Annotated in this window: 11 protein-coding genes; 7 read left to right on the top strand and 4 right to left on the bottom strand. The window is 69.9% G+C overall.

The features are described from left to right. Positions 1–51: 51 nt before the first annotated feature. Together IPJ59_RS08690 and IPJ59_RS08685 are read right to left on the bottom strand one after the other, a co-directional pair. A complete protein-coding gene (locus tag IPJ59_RS08690) occupies positions 52–1,815 on the bottom strand; it encodes a GDSL-type esterase/lipase family protein (RefSeq protein WP_293270747.1) in 1,764 nt (587 codons plus the stop codon). An 8-nt stretch (positions 1,816–1,823) separates the two neighbouring features. Continuing rightward, on the bottom strand, positions 1,824–3,464 hold the full coding sequence (locus IPJ59_RS08685) for an MBOAT family O-acyltransferase (protein ID WP_293270745.1): 1,641 nt from the start codon (positions 3,462–3,464) through the stop codon (positions 1,824–1,826). A gap of 140 nt (positions 3,465–3,604) precedes the next feature. Between IPJ59_RS08685 and IPJ59_RS08680 the strand changes: the two genes are divergently transcribed. The 5 genes from IPJ59_RS08680 to IPJ59_RS08660 all read left to right on the top strand — a co-directional run bounded on the left by IPJ59_RS08680 (position 3,605) and on the right by IPJ59_RS08660 (position 10,293). Continuing rightward, positions 3,605–4,552 (top strand): hypothetical protein, encoded by a 948-nt coding sequence (locus IPJ59_RS08680; protein ID WP_293270743.1) that lies wholly within the window; start codon positions 3,605–3,607, stop codon positions 4,550–4,552. A 99-nt stretch (positions 4,553–4,651) separates the two neighbouring features. After that, positions 4,652–6,811, top strand: coding sequence for an alpha/beta hydrolase family protein (locus tag IPJ59_RS08675; protein ID WP_293270742.1), 2,160 nt, complete (start codon positions 4,652–4,654; stop codon positions 6,809–6,811). Between the two features lie 139 nt (positions 6,812–6,950). Beyond that, a complete protein-coding gene (locus tag IPJ59_RS08670) occupies positions 6,951–7,985 on the top strand; it encodes a hypothetical protein (RefSeq protein ID WP_293270740.1) in 1,035 nt (344 codons plus the stop codon). Positions 7,986–8,111: 126 nt separating this feature from the next. Beyond that, entirely contained in the window at positions 8,112–9,209 is a 1,098-nt protein-coding gene (locus tag IPJ59_RS08665; protein ID WP_293270738.1) for a sterol desaturase family protein, read from the top strand. 121 nt (positions 9,210–9,330) lie between these two features. Next, positions 9,331–10,293: a dienelactone hydrolase family protein gene (locus IPJ59_RS08660; protein WP_293270736.1), complete on the top strand. Its 963-nt coding sequence runs from the start codon at positions 9,331–9,333 to the stop codon at positions 10,291–10,293. Between the two features lie 4 nt (positions 10,294–10,297). On the opposite strand, the gene IPJ59_RS08655 is transcribed toward IPJ59_RS08660, so the two are convergent. Both IPJ59_RS08655 and IPJ59_RS08650 read right to left on the bottom strand, forming a co-directional pair. Next, positions 10,298–11,941, bottom strand: coding sequence for a DUF4215 domain-containing protein (locus IPJ59_RS08655; protein ID WP_293270735.1), 1,644 nt, complete (start codon positions 11,939–11,941; stop codon positions 10,298–10,300). Between the two features lie 64 nt (positions 11,942–12,005). Then, positions 12,006–13,235 (bottom strand): GNAT family N-acetyltransferase, encoded by a 1,230-nt coding sequence (locus tag IPJ59_RS08650; RefSeq protein WP_293270734.1) that lies wholly within the window; start codon positions 13,233–13,235, stop codon positions 12,006–12,008. A 65-nt stretch (positions 13,236–13,300) separates the two neighbouring features. On the opposite strand from IPJ59_RS08650, the gene clpS reads away from it, so the two are divergent. Then, positions 13,301–13,645 carry an ATP-dependent Clp protease adapter ClpS gene (gene clpS, locus IPJ59_RS08645; RefSeq protein ID WP_293259308.1) on the top strand — a complete coding sequence of 115 codons (345 nt, stop codon included), beginning with the start codon at positions 13,301–13,303 and terminating at the stop codon, positions 13,643–13,645. Continuing rightward, positions 13,632–16,061 carry an ATP-dependent Clp protease ATP-binding subunit ClpA gene (gene clpA / locus IPJ59_RS08640; RefSeq protein WP_293259311.1) on the top strand — a complete coding sequence of 810 codons (2,430 nt, stop codon included), beginning with the start codon at positions 13,632–13,634 and terminating at the stop codon, positions 16,059–16,061. The genes clpS and clpA overlap by 14 nt, the downstream gene beginning before the upstream one ends. The last annotated feature ends 51 nt before the right edge of the window (positions 16,062–16,112 follow it).

Below are 16,112 nucleotides of genomic sequence, written 5' to 3'. Positions count from 1 at the left end.
CGCGACAGCTCACCGCAGCAGCATCAGGGTCGGCCCACCCGCCCGCACCACTCAATTGCCGGGCAACTTCACCGGCTGCGCCGCCGCGGCCGTGGCACCCGGCCGCACCGCCTCGGGTGCGCTCGCGTCGCTGCCATCCGCTGCGCCTGGCTTCGCAACCTCGGGCTTCACCTCGGCCTGCTCGTTCGCCGCCGTCGCCTCGACCTTCGCCGCCGCCTGCGGAGGCAATTGCACCGGCTGCCCGACCATACGCTTGCGATAATCCACGTACCCCGCCACCAGGGCCCGATACAGCATCCCGCCGACTACCTTGTGCCCGTGGTGCGTCAAATGCGACAGGTCGCCCGACCCCAGCGCCGGCGAGGAGCGGACCCAGCGGCCCATCGAGCCATCGCCGCCCATCGCCGCGAAGGTATCGAAGAACGCGCAGCCCTCGGCCTTGGCCACCTCGCGCTGCGCGTTGACCAGCTTCGTCACGATCGGCCGAGTCACGATACGCGCCCCGTCGCGCTCGCCGTGGTCGAGCGGCGCCATCACCAGGCAGGGCAGCGGCTGGGCCCCGCGAAACAGTCGGATCACCTCCGTGAACTCCTCGCGATACTTCGCCATCGTCCCCTGGGTATTCATGTCATTCCCGCCGAACATGAACACCACCAGGTCCGGATCGCGGCGGCGGATCTGGCTGTGCAGGTGGTCCTTATTAAAATTGCTCATGCGCCGCGTCAGCGCGCCGATCTGGCTCATCTCATCCCACACCACCCCGGGCACCGAGCGCTCCATCACCACCCCGTATGCACGTACTTTGCCGCTGCCCGCCGCGCGCACCGTCAGCGAGTGCTCGCCGTCCTCCGCGTCCACCGCGTACCAGCGGTCCTCCAGCTGCTCCGCCGCCGTCGCCAGCACCACCGGCTCCTGCTCGTCGAGCTGCACCTTCAGGTTCCCGCCGCGCGGCGCCCCGGCGTACCACACCTCGAAGTGCGACGCCTTGCGCCCCATCGCCCCCTTGTTTGCTGTGCTCAGCGTGATCTCCGCCCCGCCCACCGATTCAAAGGTCGTCCCGCCGAGGCCGTAATGGCCGTCCTTCTCGCGGCAGCCGAAGATGATAAAGCAGTGGTTCCACGGGCTCTTCTCCGCGAAGCGCACCCCCTGATGCCGGTAGCTCGCGTTCGGCTGGCCCAGCAGGTGAAAGCCGTGGCCCGCGTCGCCGAAGCGGGCCTGCATCTTCATCCGGATCGCCCCCGGGATGCCGTCGTTCCCGATCGCCGAATCACCATAATGCATCACCCGCGTGATCGCCCCCGCGTAGCCCAGCTCGCTCGCCGCCAGCGCGCCATAGAACGTCTCCAGCGCCTCCGCGTTCTCGAGCGTCATCTCGACCCGCTCGGCGTCCTCCGGATTGTCCACATACTCCGGGAGCCGCTCGCCGAGCTCCACCGGCGTCCGCACCGCGCGGTCGACGAAGGGCTCCGCCTTCTCGTCCGCCGCGACCTCCACGCGCGCCAGCTCCTGTACCTTCGCCAGCTCGACGTTCACCTGGTCGGCGACCTCGCCCTCCCCGAGCAGCACCCGGCCGATCAGGTTCCAGAACGGCACGTAGTCCATGTCGGGCGTCCACGGCCGGGCCCAGTGCCAGCGCGGCACCAGGTACGTCAGCCCGATCGCCATCACCAGCGTCAGCATCGCCGTCACGATCTGGCGGAAGGTCCCGCGCGGGTAGGGCCCATTCGGCTCCGCCGCGCCGCGCAGCTCGACCCGGAACTTGCGGTCCTCCCCGTCGAGGAGCCCAGCGTGTTGATCGTTCGCAGGCTTGGTCATGGCAGGCATCAGAACTGGAAGTAAATGTTGGCCCGCGGTCCGCCCGACAGCAGCAGGTGCACGGCCAGCGCCGCGGCCGCGAACAGCAGCCCGATCACCGGCCCGGGCAGCGCCCGGAACAGCTTGTAACCGTGCGCCTCGACCCAGCGCTTCGGCGTCATGTGATACGCGATCCCCCCGATCAGCAGCGCCCACGCCAGCGGCGACAGCAGCCCCGGCCGGACCCCGTGGGCGTCGAATCGCAGCAGCCCCGCGATCATCGCCCGGCTCGTCTCGAGGTCGTCCGCGCGGAAGAACACCCGCGACAGCACCGTGAAGTGGAAGGTCAGCGCCACGTGCAACGCCACGTTCCACCACGCCTTCGTCTCCGGCAGCCACGCCACGATCACGAACATCGCCGCCGCGAACCCGGCCAGCCCACCCGCCGTCCCCGCCTCGAGGTGCAGCACGTCCACGCCCAGCCCGAACACCGCCGCCGACAGCAGCAGCACCCCGACCACCCACGGCGCCGAGCTCGTCAGCGTGATCGGCTCGCTGCGCCGCCGTCCGCGGTTCCAGCGGTTGAACAGCATCGCCAGCGCGTGCACATTGCTGTAGATAATGAAGTTCCAGCTGGCCCCGTGCCACATGCCGACCAGGAACATCGTCAGCCACAGATTGAAGTACACCCGCGCCGGCGAGCCGCGACTGCCGCCCAGCGGGAAGAACACATAGTCCCGCAGCCAGGTCGACAGCGTCATGTGCCAGCGCCGCCAGAACTCGCCCAGGTTCTGCGCCTGGTACGGTCGATCAAAGTTCTCGGGGATCGTGTACCCCAGCAGCAACGCCACCCCGATCGCAATGTCCGAGTAGCCGCTGAAATCCGCGTACAGCTGCAGCGTGAACGCGTACAGCGCCAGCAGGATCTCGAGCGAGGTATACGTGTCCGGCGCGGCGAACACCGCGTCGGTGAACTGCGCCGCGATGAAGTCGCCGAGCACCGCCTTCTTGAGCACCCCGCAGAGGATCCGGTACATCCCCTGGCTCATGTTCGCCGCCGACAGCTGCGGCGGACGGTGCAGCTGCGGCAGAAACTCGTGCGCCCGCACGATCGGCCCCGCCACCAGCTGCGGGAAGAACACCACGAACAGCGCGAAGCGGCGAAACGACGGCTCCGGCGTCAGCCGCCCGCGCCACACGTCGATCGTGTAGCTGAGCGTCTGGAACGTATAAAAGCTGATCCCGATCGGCAGCAGCAGCCGCAGGTGCGGCACCACCACCTCCACCCCCAGCGCCGCCGCGATGTCGCCGAAGGCCCCGAGGAAGAAGTTGGTGTATTTGAAATACCCCAGCAGTCCCAGGTTGCCGACCAGGCTGACCCCGAGCCACGCGTTGCAGGCCCGACGCGCGCCCGCGTCCCCGGCCTCCTGCGCCGGCCGCCGCGCCGCGATTCGGTGCGAGCACACGAAGTCCAGCACCGTCGACAGGAACAGCAGCCCGACGAAGTACCAGGGCGGCTGGATCGGGTCCGTGTGCGGACCCGCCATGTAGAAGAAGTAGCTCGCCGCGATCAGGAACAGCACCCGCAACGCGGCCACGTTCGCCAGCGCCCACGCCAGCAGGAGCACCGGGATGATGAACAGCAGGAAGTCGAAGCTGACGAAGAGCATCGGTGCGCGGGCCGGCACGCTACCCAGCCGCGCCCGTGAACGCGAATTTCAGGCCCGGAGTTCCCTTTGATGAAAATTCTACACAGCGCCGACCCCTCCGCGGTCTGGTGGCCCGTCCCGCCGCGCCGTACACTCGCGCCATGCGCACAGGCAGCCCGATCTCCCCCATCGCGCGCCCGACCGCCACCCTCGTGGCCCTCGCCGTCGCCCTCAGCACCGGCCCCGCAGCGGCGCAGGCCCCTCCCGCCGAGACCCTGCCCACGCCCGTCCGTGTCGAGGGCACCCACGGGCCGGTCCCCCTCGCCGTGCCCCCGAGCGCCCCCCCGCCCGTCCTCTACGCCAACCAGGCCACCCCGAGCCCCGAGACCAGCGGCGTCACCCTGCGCAACGGCCAGGTCCTCTCGGGCACCATCGTTCAGGTCATCTCCGGCCAGCAGGTGGTCCTCGACACCCCGGACGGCCAGCGCCACATCATCCCCTGGGACCAGGTCGCCGACCTCCGCTACGCCGCCGTCCCGACCGAAGCCCCAACGGTCGCCCCCGCCGGCCCCGGTCGCCCCACCCTGCACATCGAGACCACCCGCCCGGGCAACGTCCGCCTCTACGAGATCAGCAACCAGATCCTCGTCGCCCCCAGCATGAACTGGGGAAACTACGCCCAGGCCCAGCAGGCCGTCGCCGTCTGCGGCGCCCCCTGCGACCGCGTCGTCGACGGCAGCCGCGGCCAGACCTTCTTCTTCGCCGGCGACCGGATCACGCCCTCGCGCCGCTTCACCCTCGACGAGCACGACGGCCCCATGCTCGCCCGCGTCCGCCCCGGTCGCATCGGCGTGCTCACCGGCGGCATCCTCTTCACCTCCCTCTCGATCGCCCCGCTGGTCAGCGGCACCCTCTACCTCAGCCTCAACGCGCACAGCAACCGCGGCGGCCACAGCACCCGCGACGCCGGCATCGTCCTCTCCGCCGTCGGCGTCAGCATGCTGGTCACCGGCATCATCATGCTCGCCCTCGGCCGCACCCGCGTCGAGCTCTACCGCCGCTACACCGGCGCCGCCCAGCGCCGCCCGAAGCCCGCGGCCGCCCTCTGAGGACCCGGTTCGCGCGAGCCCTCCGCCGCATCGCCGCATCGCCGCAGCGCCCGCGCCTGAAATTACATTCACACCCCGCGCCGGGTTAGCCTGCGTGCGATGCGTCCCCACGTCCGCCTCCCGCTCTGCGCCGTCTCCCTGCTGCTGCTGGCTTGCGACCGCCAGCCGACGGCCGAGCGCGTCGTGACCCGCCCCGCCCCGGTCGCCGAGATCACGGACGCCGCCCCCGAACCCTTCGTCGAGCAAGTGATCGCCCCCGTCGGCGTGCACAACTTCTCGGCGCGCGACCTCCTCGCCCTCGACCGCGTCGGCGACCCCCAGGTCAGCCCCGACGGCCGCCAGGTCCTGTTCACCCTGCGCAAGACCGACCTCGAGCAGAACCGCGGCCGCAAGGACCTGTGGGTCGTCCGCCGCGACGGCAAGCCGCCGATCCAGCTGACGACCGACCCGGAGAACGAGGACGCCCCGCGCTGGCTGCCCGACGGCCGCAAGTTCCTGTTCCTGCAGAAACACGCCGGCAGCGTGCAGGTCTGGCGCGGCTCGCTCGACGGCGACGCCCCGGCCGCGCTGACCAGCTTCCCCGTCGACCTCGCCAACTACAGCGTCAGCCCCGACGGTCGCCTGCTCGCCTTCTCCGCCGATGTCTTCCCCGACTGCGACGCCGACAAGATCCTCGCCTGCACCGCCGAACGCCTCGCCGAGCGCGGCAAAAAGAGCCACAGCTCCGGCCAGCTGTACACCCGCCTGTTCGCCCGTCACTGGGACACCTGGAAGGACGGCCGCCGCAGCCACCTCTTCGTCTGGCCGATCGACGGCAGCCGCCCCCCCGTCGACATCAGCCACGCCCTCGACGCCGATGTCCCCTCCAAGCCCTTCGGCGACAGCGACGAGTACGTCTTCAGCCCCGACAGCAAGCAGCTCGTCTTCTCCGCCCGCGAGGCCGGCAAGACCGAGCCCTGGTCGACCAACTTCGACCTCTTCGTCGCCCCCGTCGACGGCTCCGCCGCGCCGGTCAACCTCACCCAGGACAACCCCGCCTGGGACACCGGTCCCGTGTTCTCGCCCGACGGCAAGACCCTCGCCTACCGCGCCATGACCCGCCCCGGCTACGAGGCCGACCGCTTCCGCGTCATGGTCCGCAGCTGGCCCGAAGGACAGGCCAAGGAGCTGAGCCCCGACTGGGACCGATCCGCCGACGAGCTGATGTTCTCCGCCGACTCGCAGCTCATCTACCTCACAGCCCAGCAGCTCGGCCAGACCCCCCTCTTCGTCGTCGACCTCGCCGGCGGCCCGCCGCGCGCCGTCGTCAGCGACGGCGCCGTCAGCCAGCTGCGCCGCGCCGGCGACCGCGTGGTCTTCCTGCACAACAGCCTCCACGCCCCCGACGAGCTCGCCAGCGTCGACCTCAGCGGCGGCGACCTGCGCAACCACACCGCCATCAACGCCAGCAAGCTCGCCGCAGCGCGCATGGGCGAGGCCCTGCCGCTCGAGTTCATCGGCGCCGACAAGGCGAGCGTGCGCGGCATGATCGTCAAGCCAGTCGACTTCGATCCGACCAAGAAGTACCCCGTCGCCTTCCTGGTCCACGGCGGCCCGCAGGGCTCGTTCGGCAACCGCTGGAGCTTCCGCTGGAACCCGCAGACCTACGCCGGGGCCGGCTACGCCGTCGTCATGATCGACTTCCACGGCTCGACCGGCTACGGCCAGGCCTTCACCGACGCGATCCAGGACGACTGGGGCGGCAAGCCGCTGGAGGACCTCAAGGCCGGCCTCGCCGCCGCACTCGCCCAGCAGGACTGGCTCGACCCGACCCGCGTGTGCGCGCTCGGTGCCTCCTACGGCGGCTTCATGGTCAACTGGATCGCCAGTCAGTGGCCGGACGCGTTCCAGTGCCTCGTCAACCACGACGGCGTCTTCGACAACCGCATGATGTACTACGCCACCGAGGAGCTGTGGTTCCCCGAGTGGGAGCACAAGGGCCCCTACTGGGAGCAGACCGCCCGGCACGAGCTGCACAACCCGGTCAACTACATCGACCGCTGGCGCCTGCCGATGCTCGTCATCCACGGCGCGCTCGACTACCGCATCCCCGAGACCCAGGGCCTCGCCACCTTCACCGCCCTGCAACGGCGCGGGATCCCCAGCCAGCTGCTGGTCTTCCCCGACGAGAACCACTGGGTCCTCAAGCCCGCCAACAGCCTGCTGTGGCACGACAGCGTGCTCGCCTGGCTCGACCTCTGGCTGCGCTCGCGCGCCTGAGCGTCCGCGCCAGCGAGCGCCGAGGCTCGCGCGCGCGCGGCCCCCCGCGCGCCCTGTGTCCCGCCTCGCCTGCAGCCGCCAGCTCGGCGCCGATCGCCGCGCGCCTTGACACCCTCATTGCGCCCGTTGTGTCATGCCCATGATGCTGGCCGGGGACGGGGTGATCGACGGCGGCAGCTACGAGCTGCGCGAGCAGGGCAACCTGGCGATCCCCGTCTTTGCCTTCCACGCCCCCGACCTCGCCCGCGCCGAGGCTGTCCTCAAGGACATGTACGTCGACCTCGACGTCCGCTTCAACCAGGCCGGCCGACTCGCCTATCACCTCGGCGTCCCCGACCGCCAGCTCGCCCCCGTCGCCATCCCCCTCGACGAGCGCGACCTCATCCGCGTCACCGCTGGCGCCGCCACCCTCAACACCTGCGTCACCCTCATCGTCGACGGCAAGGGCGGCAGCCTCCCGCTCGACCGCTTCTGCGTCGACCTCGTCCACGACTGGACCCGCAACTACGCCACCGGCCTGCGCGAGTTCTCGGCCGGCAACCTCGACGCCGCCGTCGCCCCCCTGCAATTCCTGGTCGACACCAGCAGCCGCGCCCCCGCAGTCCACCACCTGCTCGGCCGCTGCCACCGCGCCCGCGGCGACCTCAACGCCGCCGTCCACCACTACCTCGGCGCCGTGCGCCACGCCTGCAGCAGCGTCGACGACCGCATGCTCCCCGCCGCCGCCGGCCCGCTCTCGGACATGGGCGTCGCCCTCAAGAAGCTCGGCATGACCGGCAAGGCCGCGCACTGCCTCCTGCATTCGTTACACCTGCGCCCCAACCACCCCGAGGCCCTGCTCACCTTCGTCACCCTGTTCCCGCAGACCGAGGCGCTCGTGCTCTACGGCCTCGGTCGCGTCGTCGCCATCGGCGGCCGCGAGCCCCTCGTCGACCAGGTCGTCGCGGGCATCGCCGGCGCCAGCGGACGTGCCCCGGCCGACCTGCGGCGTCAGGTCGACGACGCCGCCGCCCGCGTCGACCTCGCCATCTGGCCGCTCGCTCGCCCCGACCTCGCCCAATACACCACCTTCCACGACGGCCTCGATCGCCTCGGCACACACCCCCACCCGAACGGCCCCGCCGCCGCCACCACCGACGAGAGCCCGCCGCGCCCCTGGTGGAAGTTCTGGTGAACCTGCAGGCACCAAGCACTTGAAGCCCGGCACCGCTCCTCGTCTGCACACCGCCCCCGCGTAGCCTCGCCCGCTTGCCCTCCGCCCCCTCGCGGGCGCACGCTCGATCCCCGGAGCGGAGTCCTCGTGCAGATCATCGCCTGGTCGATCCCCGGCTTTATCCTCTTCATCGGGCTCGAGCTGCTGCTCGCGCGCCGTCGCGGTCGCAACGTCTATCACCTGCCGGTCGCGCTCAGCGACATCAGCTGCGGCATCACCCAGCAGCTCTTCAACATCATCAGCTTCGGCCTCGGCCTCGCCGTCTACGCCTGGGTCTACCAGTTTCGCGTGGTCGAGCCGAGCACCGCCGGCGTGTGGCTGATCGGCATGATCGGCGTCGACTTCTTCTACTACTGGTGGCACCGGGCCAGCCACGAGGTGAACATCCTGTGGGCCTCGCACATCGTCCACCACCACAGCGAGGACTACAACCTCGCCGTCGCCCTGCGCCAGGCCCTGTTCACCAACCTCAGCATGGTGCCCTTCCTGCTCCCGCTCGCGCTGCTCGGCGTCCCGCCGCTCGTGTACGCCGCCTGCAAGGGCATCAACTCGCTCTACCAGTTCTGGCTGCACACCGAGCTCATCGGCAAGCTCGGCGCCTTCGAGCGGGTGTTCAACACGCCCTCGCTGCACCGCGTCCACCACGCCGTCAACCCGCAGTACCTCGACCGCAACTACGGCGGCATCTTCATCCTCTGGGACCGCCTCTTCGGCAGCCACGCGCTCGAGCGAGAGCCACCGATCTACGGCACCACCAAGCCGCTGCGCAGCTTGAACCCGCTGTGGGCCAATTTTCACTACTACTTCACCATCGCCGGGCTCGCCGCGAGCACCTCGCGCTGGCGCGACCGCCTCCACGCGATCGTGGCGCACCCCGGCTGGCGCCCCGGACAGCCCTCCGTCACCACCACCCGCGACGAGCCGCGCTACGAGGTCCCGACCTCCCCCGGGCTCACCCGCTACATCCTCGTCCAGGCCGCCCTCGCTATCCCGGCCACCATGCTGCTGGTCCTGCACGGCCTCTCACTCTCGCCAGCCCTCCGCCTCGCCGGTGTCGGCCTGGTCGCCGCCGGCGCGATCGCCTGGGCCGGCCTGCTCGAGCGGCATCGCTGGGGCTGGCCGCTCGAGCTGCTGCGCCTCGCCGGCAGCCTCGCCCTCCTGCGCGTCCTGTTCGCGGGCCCTTGACCGCGCCGCATGTCCCTCGCGCGCTCGTCTCGCCCTTGACCGCGTCCTGTTCGCGGGCCCCTGACCCGCCGCTCCGCGTTGCGCCGCGTGACATCGCCCGCCGCCCCTGCGATGCTGCGCCATGCGTCGCCTCGCCCTCCTCCCCCTCCTCCTCCTCGCCTGCAGCCAGGGCGGCGACGGTGACGACGGCACCACCGCAGGCCCCGTTAGCATCACCGCCACCGCGCCCAGCAGCAGCGAGTCCACGCCGACCACCGACAACCCGGGCGGCACCACCGCCGCCTCCGGTACCACCACCGCCCCCGGCACCAGCAGCGGCCTCACCAGCGACGGCCCCACCGGCGGCCCCACCAGCGACGCCACGACCGACCCCACGACCGACCCGCCCGCGAGCACCAGCGACGGCGACAGCAGCACCGGCGCGCCGCTCGACCCCAACGTCAACGTCGACCCCTCCAACGGCATGGGCGGAACCATCTCCCCGGGCAGCTCAAGCCTCACCCCGCTGGGCGCCGAGATCTATATACCTACCACCTACGACCCGCAGCAATTGGCCTCACCGGTGATCTGGCTGTTCAACGAGACCCTCGACCAGTGGCAGAACGCGACCCTCGCCGACGCCGCGATCCTGGTCGACCTCCACGAATACAACGACACCAACAAGATCGTCGCCAAGCTCAACGAGACCCTCGAGATCCTCGACGCCCAGTACAACGTCGACCGCGGCCGCTACTACTGGGCCGGCTGGTCCGCGGGCGGCAACCTCGTCATTATCATCGGCTCAGAGAATCAGGACACCCTCGCCGGCACGATGGTCTTCCCCGGCACCGGCGGCAACTTCGCCCAGGACGCCCTCGCCAGCTGGAACGGCCACAAGCTGCGCATGTACTACGCCTGCGGCTCCGAGGACCCCAACTTCGACGCCAACGCCGTCCAGTTCGAGGCCGAGACCTGGAAGAACAAGTACGGCTATACCACCCGCTTCGACCTGGTCCCCGGCGCCCCGCATTACCTCGACGAGCCGACCTACAAGGTCCGCGACGCGGCCTGGCAGTGGATGCGCGGCTTCAACCTGAAGAACTGAGCCCTCAGAACACGCTGAGATAGAAGGTCCCGGCGAAGCCGGTCACGCCGGCGTTGCACACGCTCATCGGGTCGCCCGCGGAGTAGCTGATCTCGCTGGCCGCCGTGAATTTGACGATCGGCCGCGGAAGGCCGGTCTGACCGCCATTGGCCCCCATCACCAGCATCCGCGGGAACTTCGACTGGTAGACCTCCGGGAAGATCGCCACCCCGTAGCCGTCACCCATCGCAGTATGGCAATCGTAGGGGTCCTTCTGCACCGCGACCTGACTGGTCAGCATCAGCCAGTCCTTCTTGGCGTCGTTGGGGATCACCCGGGTCATCAGCACCAGCCGCTTGTGATTCTTGACATCAAACTCGGTCCCCGGCTTCGCGACGCCGATCGTGATGTTATCCGTCGTCCAGTCGACCATGCCGCGGTTGCCCTTCGCCGCGTAGACGACCTTCTTCTGCTCGTCCACCAGGATCGCCACGACGATCTGGCCCGGCGCCTCGGTGCAGGCCGTGAGCCAGGTGTTGCCGATGAACTGCGGCTCCTCGTTGGGCCCGTTGTGCACCTTGAAGCAACTCTTGATCGTGCAATCACTGCACACACTGTTGCCGAAGTCCTTCCACGGCGCGATCATGGGGTCGCACTCCTCCCCGATGTCCAGCTTGCCGTCGCCGCACACCGCCATGTTGACCTCCTTGACACAGTCCGACGTGCAGCCGTCGTCCGGCAGGTTGTTCCCGTCGTCGCAGGTCTCCTTCTCCGGCCACACCACCGTGTCGCCGCAGACCGCCACCTTGCAGTTGTTCAGGCACGAGTCCTCGTTCACCAGGTTCTTATCGTCGCACTCCTCCTTCTCCTCCCAGACAAAGCCGTCCCCGCACTTCGCTAGCTTGCAGTCGGCCGTGCACGCGTCCGTGCTGATCGCGTTGCCGTCATCGCACTCTTCTCCGGGCTGGTTGACGCCGTCGCCGCACGCGGGCATCTTGCACTTGTTGGTGCAGGCATCGTTGTCCACGTCATTGCCGTCGTCGCACTCCTCCCCGGCCTGCACCTTCCCGTCGCCGCAGCTGGTCAGCACGCACATGTCGCAGCCGTCGTCCGCCACGTCGTTGCCGTCGTCGCAGGTCTCCTCCATGTCGACGATCTGGTCGCCGCAGAAGCGCGTGCCGCTGCAGTCCTCCTTGCATAGATCGTAGCCGCCGTTGTCGACCCCGTCGTCACAGCTCTCACCCGGCTGCTTGAAGCCGTCGCCGCAGGCCGGCCCCTCGCAGGTCGAGCGGCACGAGTCCGTCTCATCGGTGTTCCCATCGTCGCACTCCTCGCCCGCCTGCTTGATGCCGTCGCCACACTTCGGCAGCGTGCACACGTTGGTGCAGCCGTCGTAGTTCACCTGGTTGCCGTCGTCGCAGGTCTCGCCGGGGTCGACCATCCCGTCGCCGCAAACCCCACCCGAACCGGTGGTCACCGGCCCGCTCGTCGGCCCCGAGTCCGTGTCCGGTCCGCTCGTCGGCGTCACCGTCTCGCTCGCCGGCCCCACCGATGTACTCGCCTGCCCGATCGTCCCGCCCGTGTCGCTGTCGTCGACCTCGAACAGCGGGTTGGGCATCGAACACGCAGCGACCGCGAGCACCAGCGAGGGCAAGCCATGGCGAATCATGCCCGGAGGGTATCCGGCGCCGGCAAGGCCGTCGACCGCCGCGCTCGCCGACCGTCGCGTTGCATCAGCCGGCGTCGTCGCTGCCGGCACGAAACGGCAGCAGGCTCGCAAGCTCGCGCATGTGCCCCTGCACCGCCGCCGTCTCGTCGACGAGGAAGCGCTCGATCGCCGCTGAAAAGCCCGGGTGACGGACCCAGTGGCTGCTGTACGTCGACGCCGGCACGAAGCCGCGGACCAGCTTGTGCTCGCCCTGCGCCCCCGCCTCGAACAGCGGCGTCCCGCGGGCGATGCAGCGATCGATCGCCGCGTAGTACGCCGTTTCGAAGTGGAGAAACTCGATCTCCTCCTCGCAGCCCCAGTAGCGCCCGTACAGCCCCGCCGCGGTCTCAAAGAACAACGCCCCGGCGATCGTCCGCTCGCCCCGCCGCACCCGCGCCCACTGCACCCGCTCCGGCTGCTCGGCCACCACCGCCGCGAAGAAGCCCGGCTGGAGGTAGTCCTGCCCGAAGTGGTTGTGCGTCGTGACGCGATAGAAGCGGTCGATCGTCGCGCAGTCCTCGGCCGTGAGCGCCGACCCCGAGACCCACTCCACCCCCGGAGCCGCCGCGTGCACCCGCGCCCGCTCCTTGCGCAGCTGCTTGCGCCGCCGCGAGGTCATGCGCGCGAGGAACTCATCGAAGCTCGCGTAGCCCGCGTTGTGCCAGTGATACTGGAAGCTCGCCCGCGGCATGAACCCGTGCTCACGCAGCTCGGCCTGCTCCGCCGCGGTCGTGAACAACCAGTGGATCGACGAGCAGCGCCGCCGCTCCGCCAGCGCCCGCACCCCCGTCACCAGCCGCGCCACCACCGGCCCCCGCGACACATCCTTCGCGACCAGCAGCCGCGGCCCGGTCGCCGGCGTCATCGGCACCGCGACCACCAACTTGGGATAATAGGCCAGCCCCGCGCGCTCGGCCGCCCGCGCCCACGCCCAGTCGAAGATGTACTCGCCGTAGCTGTGCGCCTTCACATAGGCCGCCACGGCCCCGACGATCCGCCGCCCTGGGATCTCCCCGGACCCCGCATCGACACCCGCAGCTCCGTCTTCAGCGCACGCCGCGCTCACACCCGCTGGCGCCTCCACCAGCACGTACGCCGGCTCCCACCCCGACTCCGGACCCACCGATCCCGAGCGCTCGAGCGCCCGCAAAAACCCGTACTCGCTGAACGGCGAGGGCCCGTGCTCGAGCGCGTTCCACTGTGCGGCGTCCACGCTCGCCAGCGACGGCACGATGCGGGTTGTCAGATCGGACACGACCTACGTTTACGCTGGGTCCGGGCGCCTGACCAGGGTGCGCTATAGTCGACCACCGTACTGCGATGGCCAGCCGCGACAAACATAGCCCCCAGGGCAGCGTCGTCCTCAAGACCCGCACGCAGCGCAAGACCACCCGGCCGCGGATGTACCGCGTCCTCATCCACAACGACGATTACACGCCGATGGAGTTCGTCGTCCGCCTGCTGCAAGTGGTCTTCCACCGCAACGAGGCCGAGGCCACCACCATCATGCTCCACATCCACAACAACGGCGTCGGCGTGGCCGGCGTCTACACCCACGAGATCGCGGAGACGAAGGTCGCCCAGGTCCACATGCTGGCCCGCCAGCAGGACTGCCCGCTCGTGGCCTCGATGGAGCCCGAGGAGGACCCCGATGCTGAGCACTGAACTCAAGCAGACCATCAACGCCGCGATCGCCGACACCCAGCGTCGCCGGCACGAGTACATCACCCTCGAGCACCTCCTGCTCGCACTCCTCGACGACCCGAGCGCCCGCAAGATCATCCTCGCCTGTCAGGGCGACGTCGAGAAGATCCGCGGCGAGCTCGAGGCCTTCATCGAACAGAACACCGAGCGCCTCCCCGACATCCCCGCCGACACGACCACCGACGCCAAAGCCGACGCCAAAGCCGCCACCACCGCACCACCACCAGGCGCCGTCCACCAGACCATCGGCGTCGGCCGCGTCCTCCAGCGCGCCATCCTCCACGTCCAGGGCACCGGCCGCAACGAGGTCAACGGCGGCAACCTCCTCATCGCCATCTTCGCCGAGACCGAGTCCTTCGCCGCCCACGTCCTCCGCGAACACGGCGTCACTCGCCGCGACGCGACCATGTTCCTGTCGCACGGCATCCCCAAGGGCGGCGAGCGTGCCCCCACCTCCCGCCCCGCAACCAATCCCGTCGGCGGCCCCGACGACGACGAGGACGACGAGCGCCTCGCCGACGACCCGCTCGCCGCCTACGCCGTCGACCTCAACGCCAAGGCCGCGGCCGGCCGCATCGAGCTGCTCATCGGCCGCGACGCCGAGGTCCAGCGCGTGATCCAGGTGCTGTGTCGTCGACGCAAGAACAACCCCGTGCTGGTCGGCGAGCCCGGCGTCGGCAAGACCGCCGTCGTCGAGGGCCTGGCCCTGCGCGTGCACAACGGCCAGGTCCCGCCGGCCCTCGCCAGCGCCCACATCTACGCCCTCGACATGGGCGCCTTGCTCGCCGGCACCCGTTTCCGCGGCCAGTTCGAGGAGCGCCTCAAGGCCGTGATCGCCGCCATCCAGGACGACCCGGACGCGATCCTCTTCATCGACGAGATCCACACCATCGTCGGCGCCGGCGCCACCTCGGGCGGCACCATGGACGCCAGCAACATGCTCAAGCCGGCCCTCGCCTCCGGCGAGCTGCGCTGCATCGGCGCGACCACCTACAAGGACTTCAAGTCCTCGTTCGAGCGCGACCAGGCGCTCGCCCGCCGCTTCCAAAAGATCGAGGTCTTGGAGCCCACCGTCGCCGAGACGATCGAGATCCTCCGCGGCCTCCAACCCGCCTACGAGGCCCACCACGGCGTGCACTACACACCCGAGGCGCTGACCCTCGCCGCCACCCTCGCGCACAAGCACCTGCGCGACCGTCACCTCCCGGACTCCGCGATCGACGTCATCGACGAGACCGGCGCCGCGGCCCGCCTCGCCGCCCCCGCGCCCGAACCGGCCCCCGCGAAGGCCCTGGTCGAGGACACCAGCAACAGGTCCGCCGAGCCCACCGCACAGGCACCGATCGTCGTCGACGGCGCCGCCGTCGAGGCCGTCATCGCCCGCATGGCGAGGATCCCCCCCAAGTCGGTCTCCACCTCGGACCGCGACGTCCTGCAGAACCTCCGCGACGGCCTCGCCCACCTCGTGTTCGGCCAGGACGAGGCCGTGGCCACCGTCACCGCCGCGATCAAGCGCGCCCGCGCCGGCCTCTCGCGCGCCGACAAGCCGATCGGCAGCTTCCTGTTCGCCGGCCCCACCGGCGTCGGCAAGACCGAGCTCGCCAAGGCCCTCGCCCAGATCCTCGCCGTCCCGCTCATCCGCTTCGACATGAGCGAGTACATGGAGAAGCACAGCGTCTCCCGCCTCATCGGCGCCCCGCCCGGCTACGTCGGCTTCGACCAGGGCGGCCTCCTCACCGACGCCGTCACCAAGTCACCGCACTCCGTCGTCATCCTCGACGAGATCGAGAAGGCCCACCCGGACCTCTTCTCCATCCTCCTCCAGGTCATGGACCACGCGACCCTCACCGACTCCACCGGTCGCAAGACCGACTTTCGCAACGTCATCCTCATCATGACCAGCAACGCCGGCGCCTCCGAGCTGACCAAGCGGCGCATGGGCTTCGACGAGGAGGGCGACAAGCTCGGGGACCCCAAGAGCGCCCTCGACCGCACCTTCAGCCCCGAGTTCCGCAACCGCCTCGACCGCATCGTCGTCTTCAAGTCGCTGCCCCCGGACATCATCCTGCAGGTCGCCGGCAAGATGCTGCTCGAGCTCGAGGTCCAGCTCAGCGAGCGCGGCGTCCACTTCAGCTTCAGCGACGCCGCCCGCGCCTGGGTCGCCCGCAAGGGCTTCGACAAGCTCTACGGCGCCCGCCCCATGGCCCGCCTCATCGACGAGGAGATCAAGGGCAAGCTGGTCGACGAGCTCCTGTTCGGCGCGCTCGAGAAGGGCGGCCACGTCGCCGTCGACGTCGGCGACGACGACAAGCTCCGCTTCACCTACCAGGCGACGGACCCCGCTGGCCCAGGCGACCCCACCGACCTGGCCAACTGAGGCCCGGCCATTCCAACCCGGGCCATTCCAACCCGGGCCATCACAACCCGG

The organism is Nannocystis sp. (assembly GCF_016714285.1).
Taxonomy (GTDB): Bacteria; Myxococcota_A; Polyangia; order Nannocystales; family Nannocystaceae; genus Nannocystis.
This window is presented reverse-complemented; position numbering and strand designations above follow the sequence as displayed.

What these genes read in the sequence shown, in the direction of transcription:
- IPJ59_RS08690 (WP_293270747.1), bottom strand. Translation starts at nt 1,815, where the DNA reads ATGACCAAGCCTGCGAACGATCAACACGCTGGGCTCCTCGACGGGGAG.
- IPJ59_RS08685 (WP_293270745.1), bottom strand. Translation starts at nt 3,464, where the DNA reads ATGCTCTTCGTCAGCTTCGACTTCCTGCTGTTCATCATCCCGGTGCTC.
- IPJ59_RS08680 (WP_293270743.1), top strand. Translation starts at nt 3,605, where the DNA reads ATGCGCACAGGCAGCCCGATCTCCCCCATCGCGCGCCCGACCGCCACC.
- IPJ59_RS08675 (WP_293270742.1), top strand. Translation starts at nt 4,652, where the DNA reads ATGCGTCCCCACGTCCGCCTCCCGCTCTGCGCCGTCTCCCTGCTGCTG.
- IPJ59_RS08670 (WP_293270740.1), top strand. Translation starts at nt 6,951, where the DNA reads ATGATGCTGGCCGGGGACGGGGTGATCGACGGCGGCAGCTACGAGCTG.
- IPJ59_RS08660 (WP_293270736.1), top strand. Translation starts at nt 9,331, where the DNA reads ATGCGTCGCCTCGCCCTCCTCCCCCTCCTCCTCCTCGCCTGCAGCCAG.
- IPJ59_RS08655 (WP_293270735.1), bottom strand. Translation starts at nt 11,941, where the DNA reads ATGATTCGCCATGGCTTGCCCTCGCTGGTGCTCGCGGTCGCTGCGTGT.
- clpS (WP_293259308.1), top strand. Translation starts at nt 13,301, where the DNA reads ATGGCCAGCCGCGACAAACATAGCCCCCAGGGCAGCGTCGTCCTCAAG.
- clpA (WP_293259311.1), top strand. Translation starts at nt 13,632, where the DNA reads ATGCTGAGCACTGAACTCAAGCAGACCATCAACGCCGCGATCGCCGAC.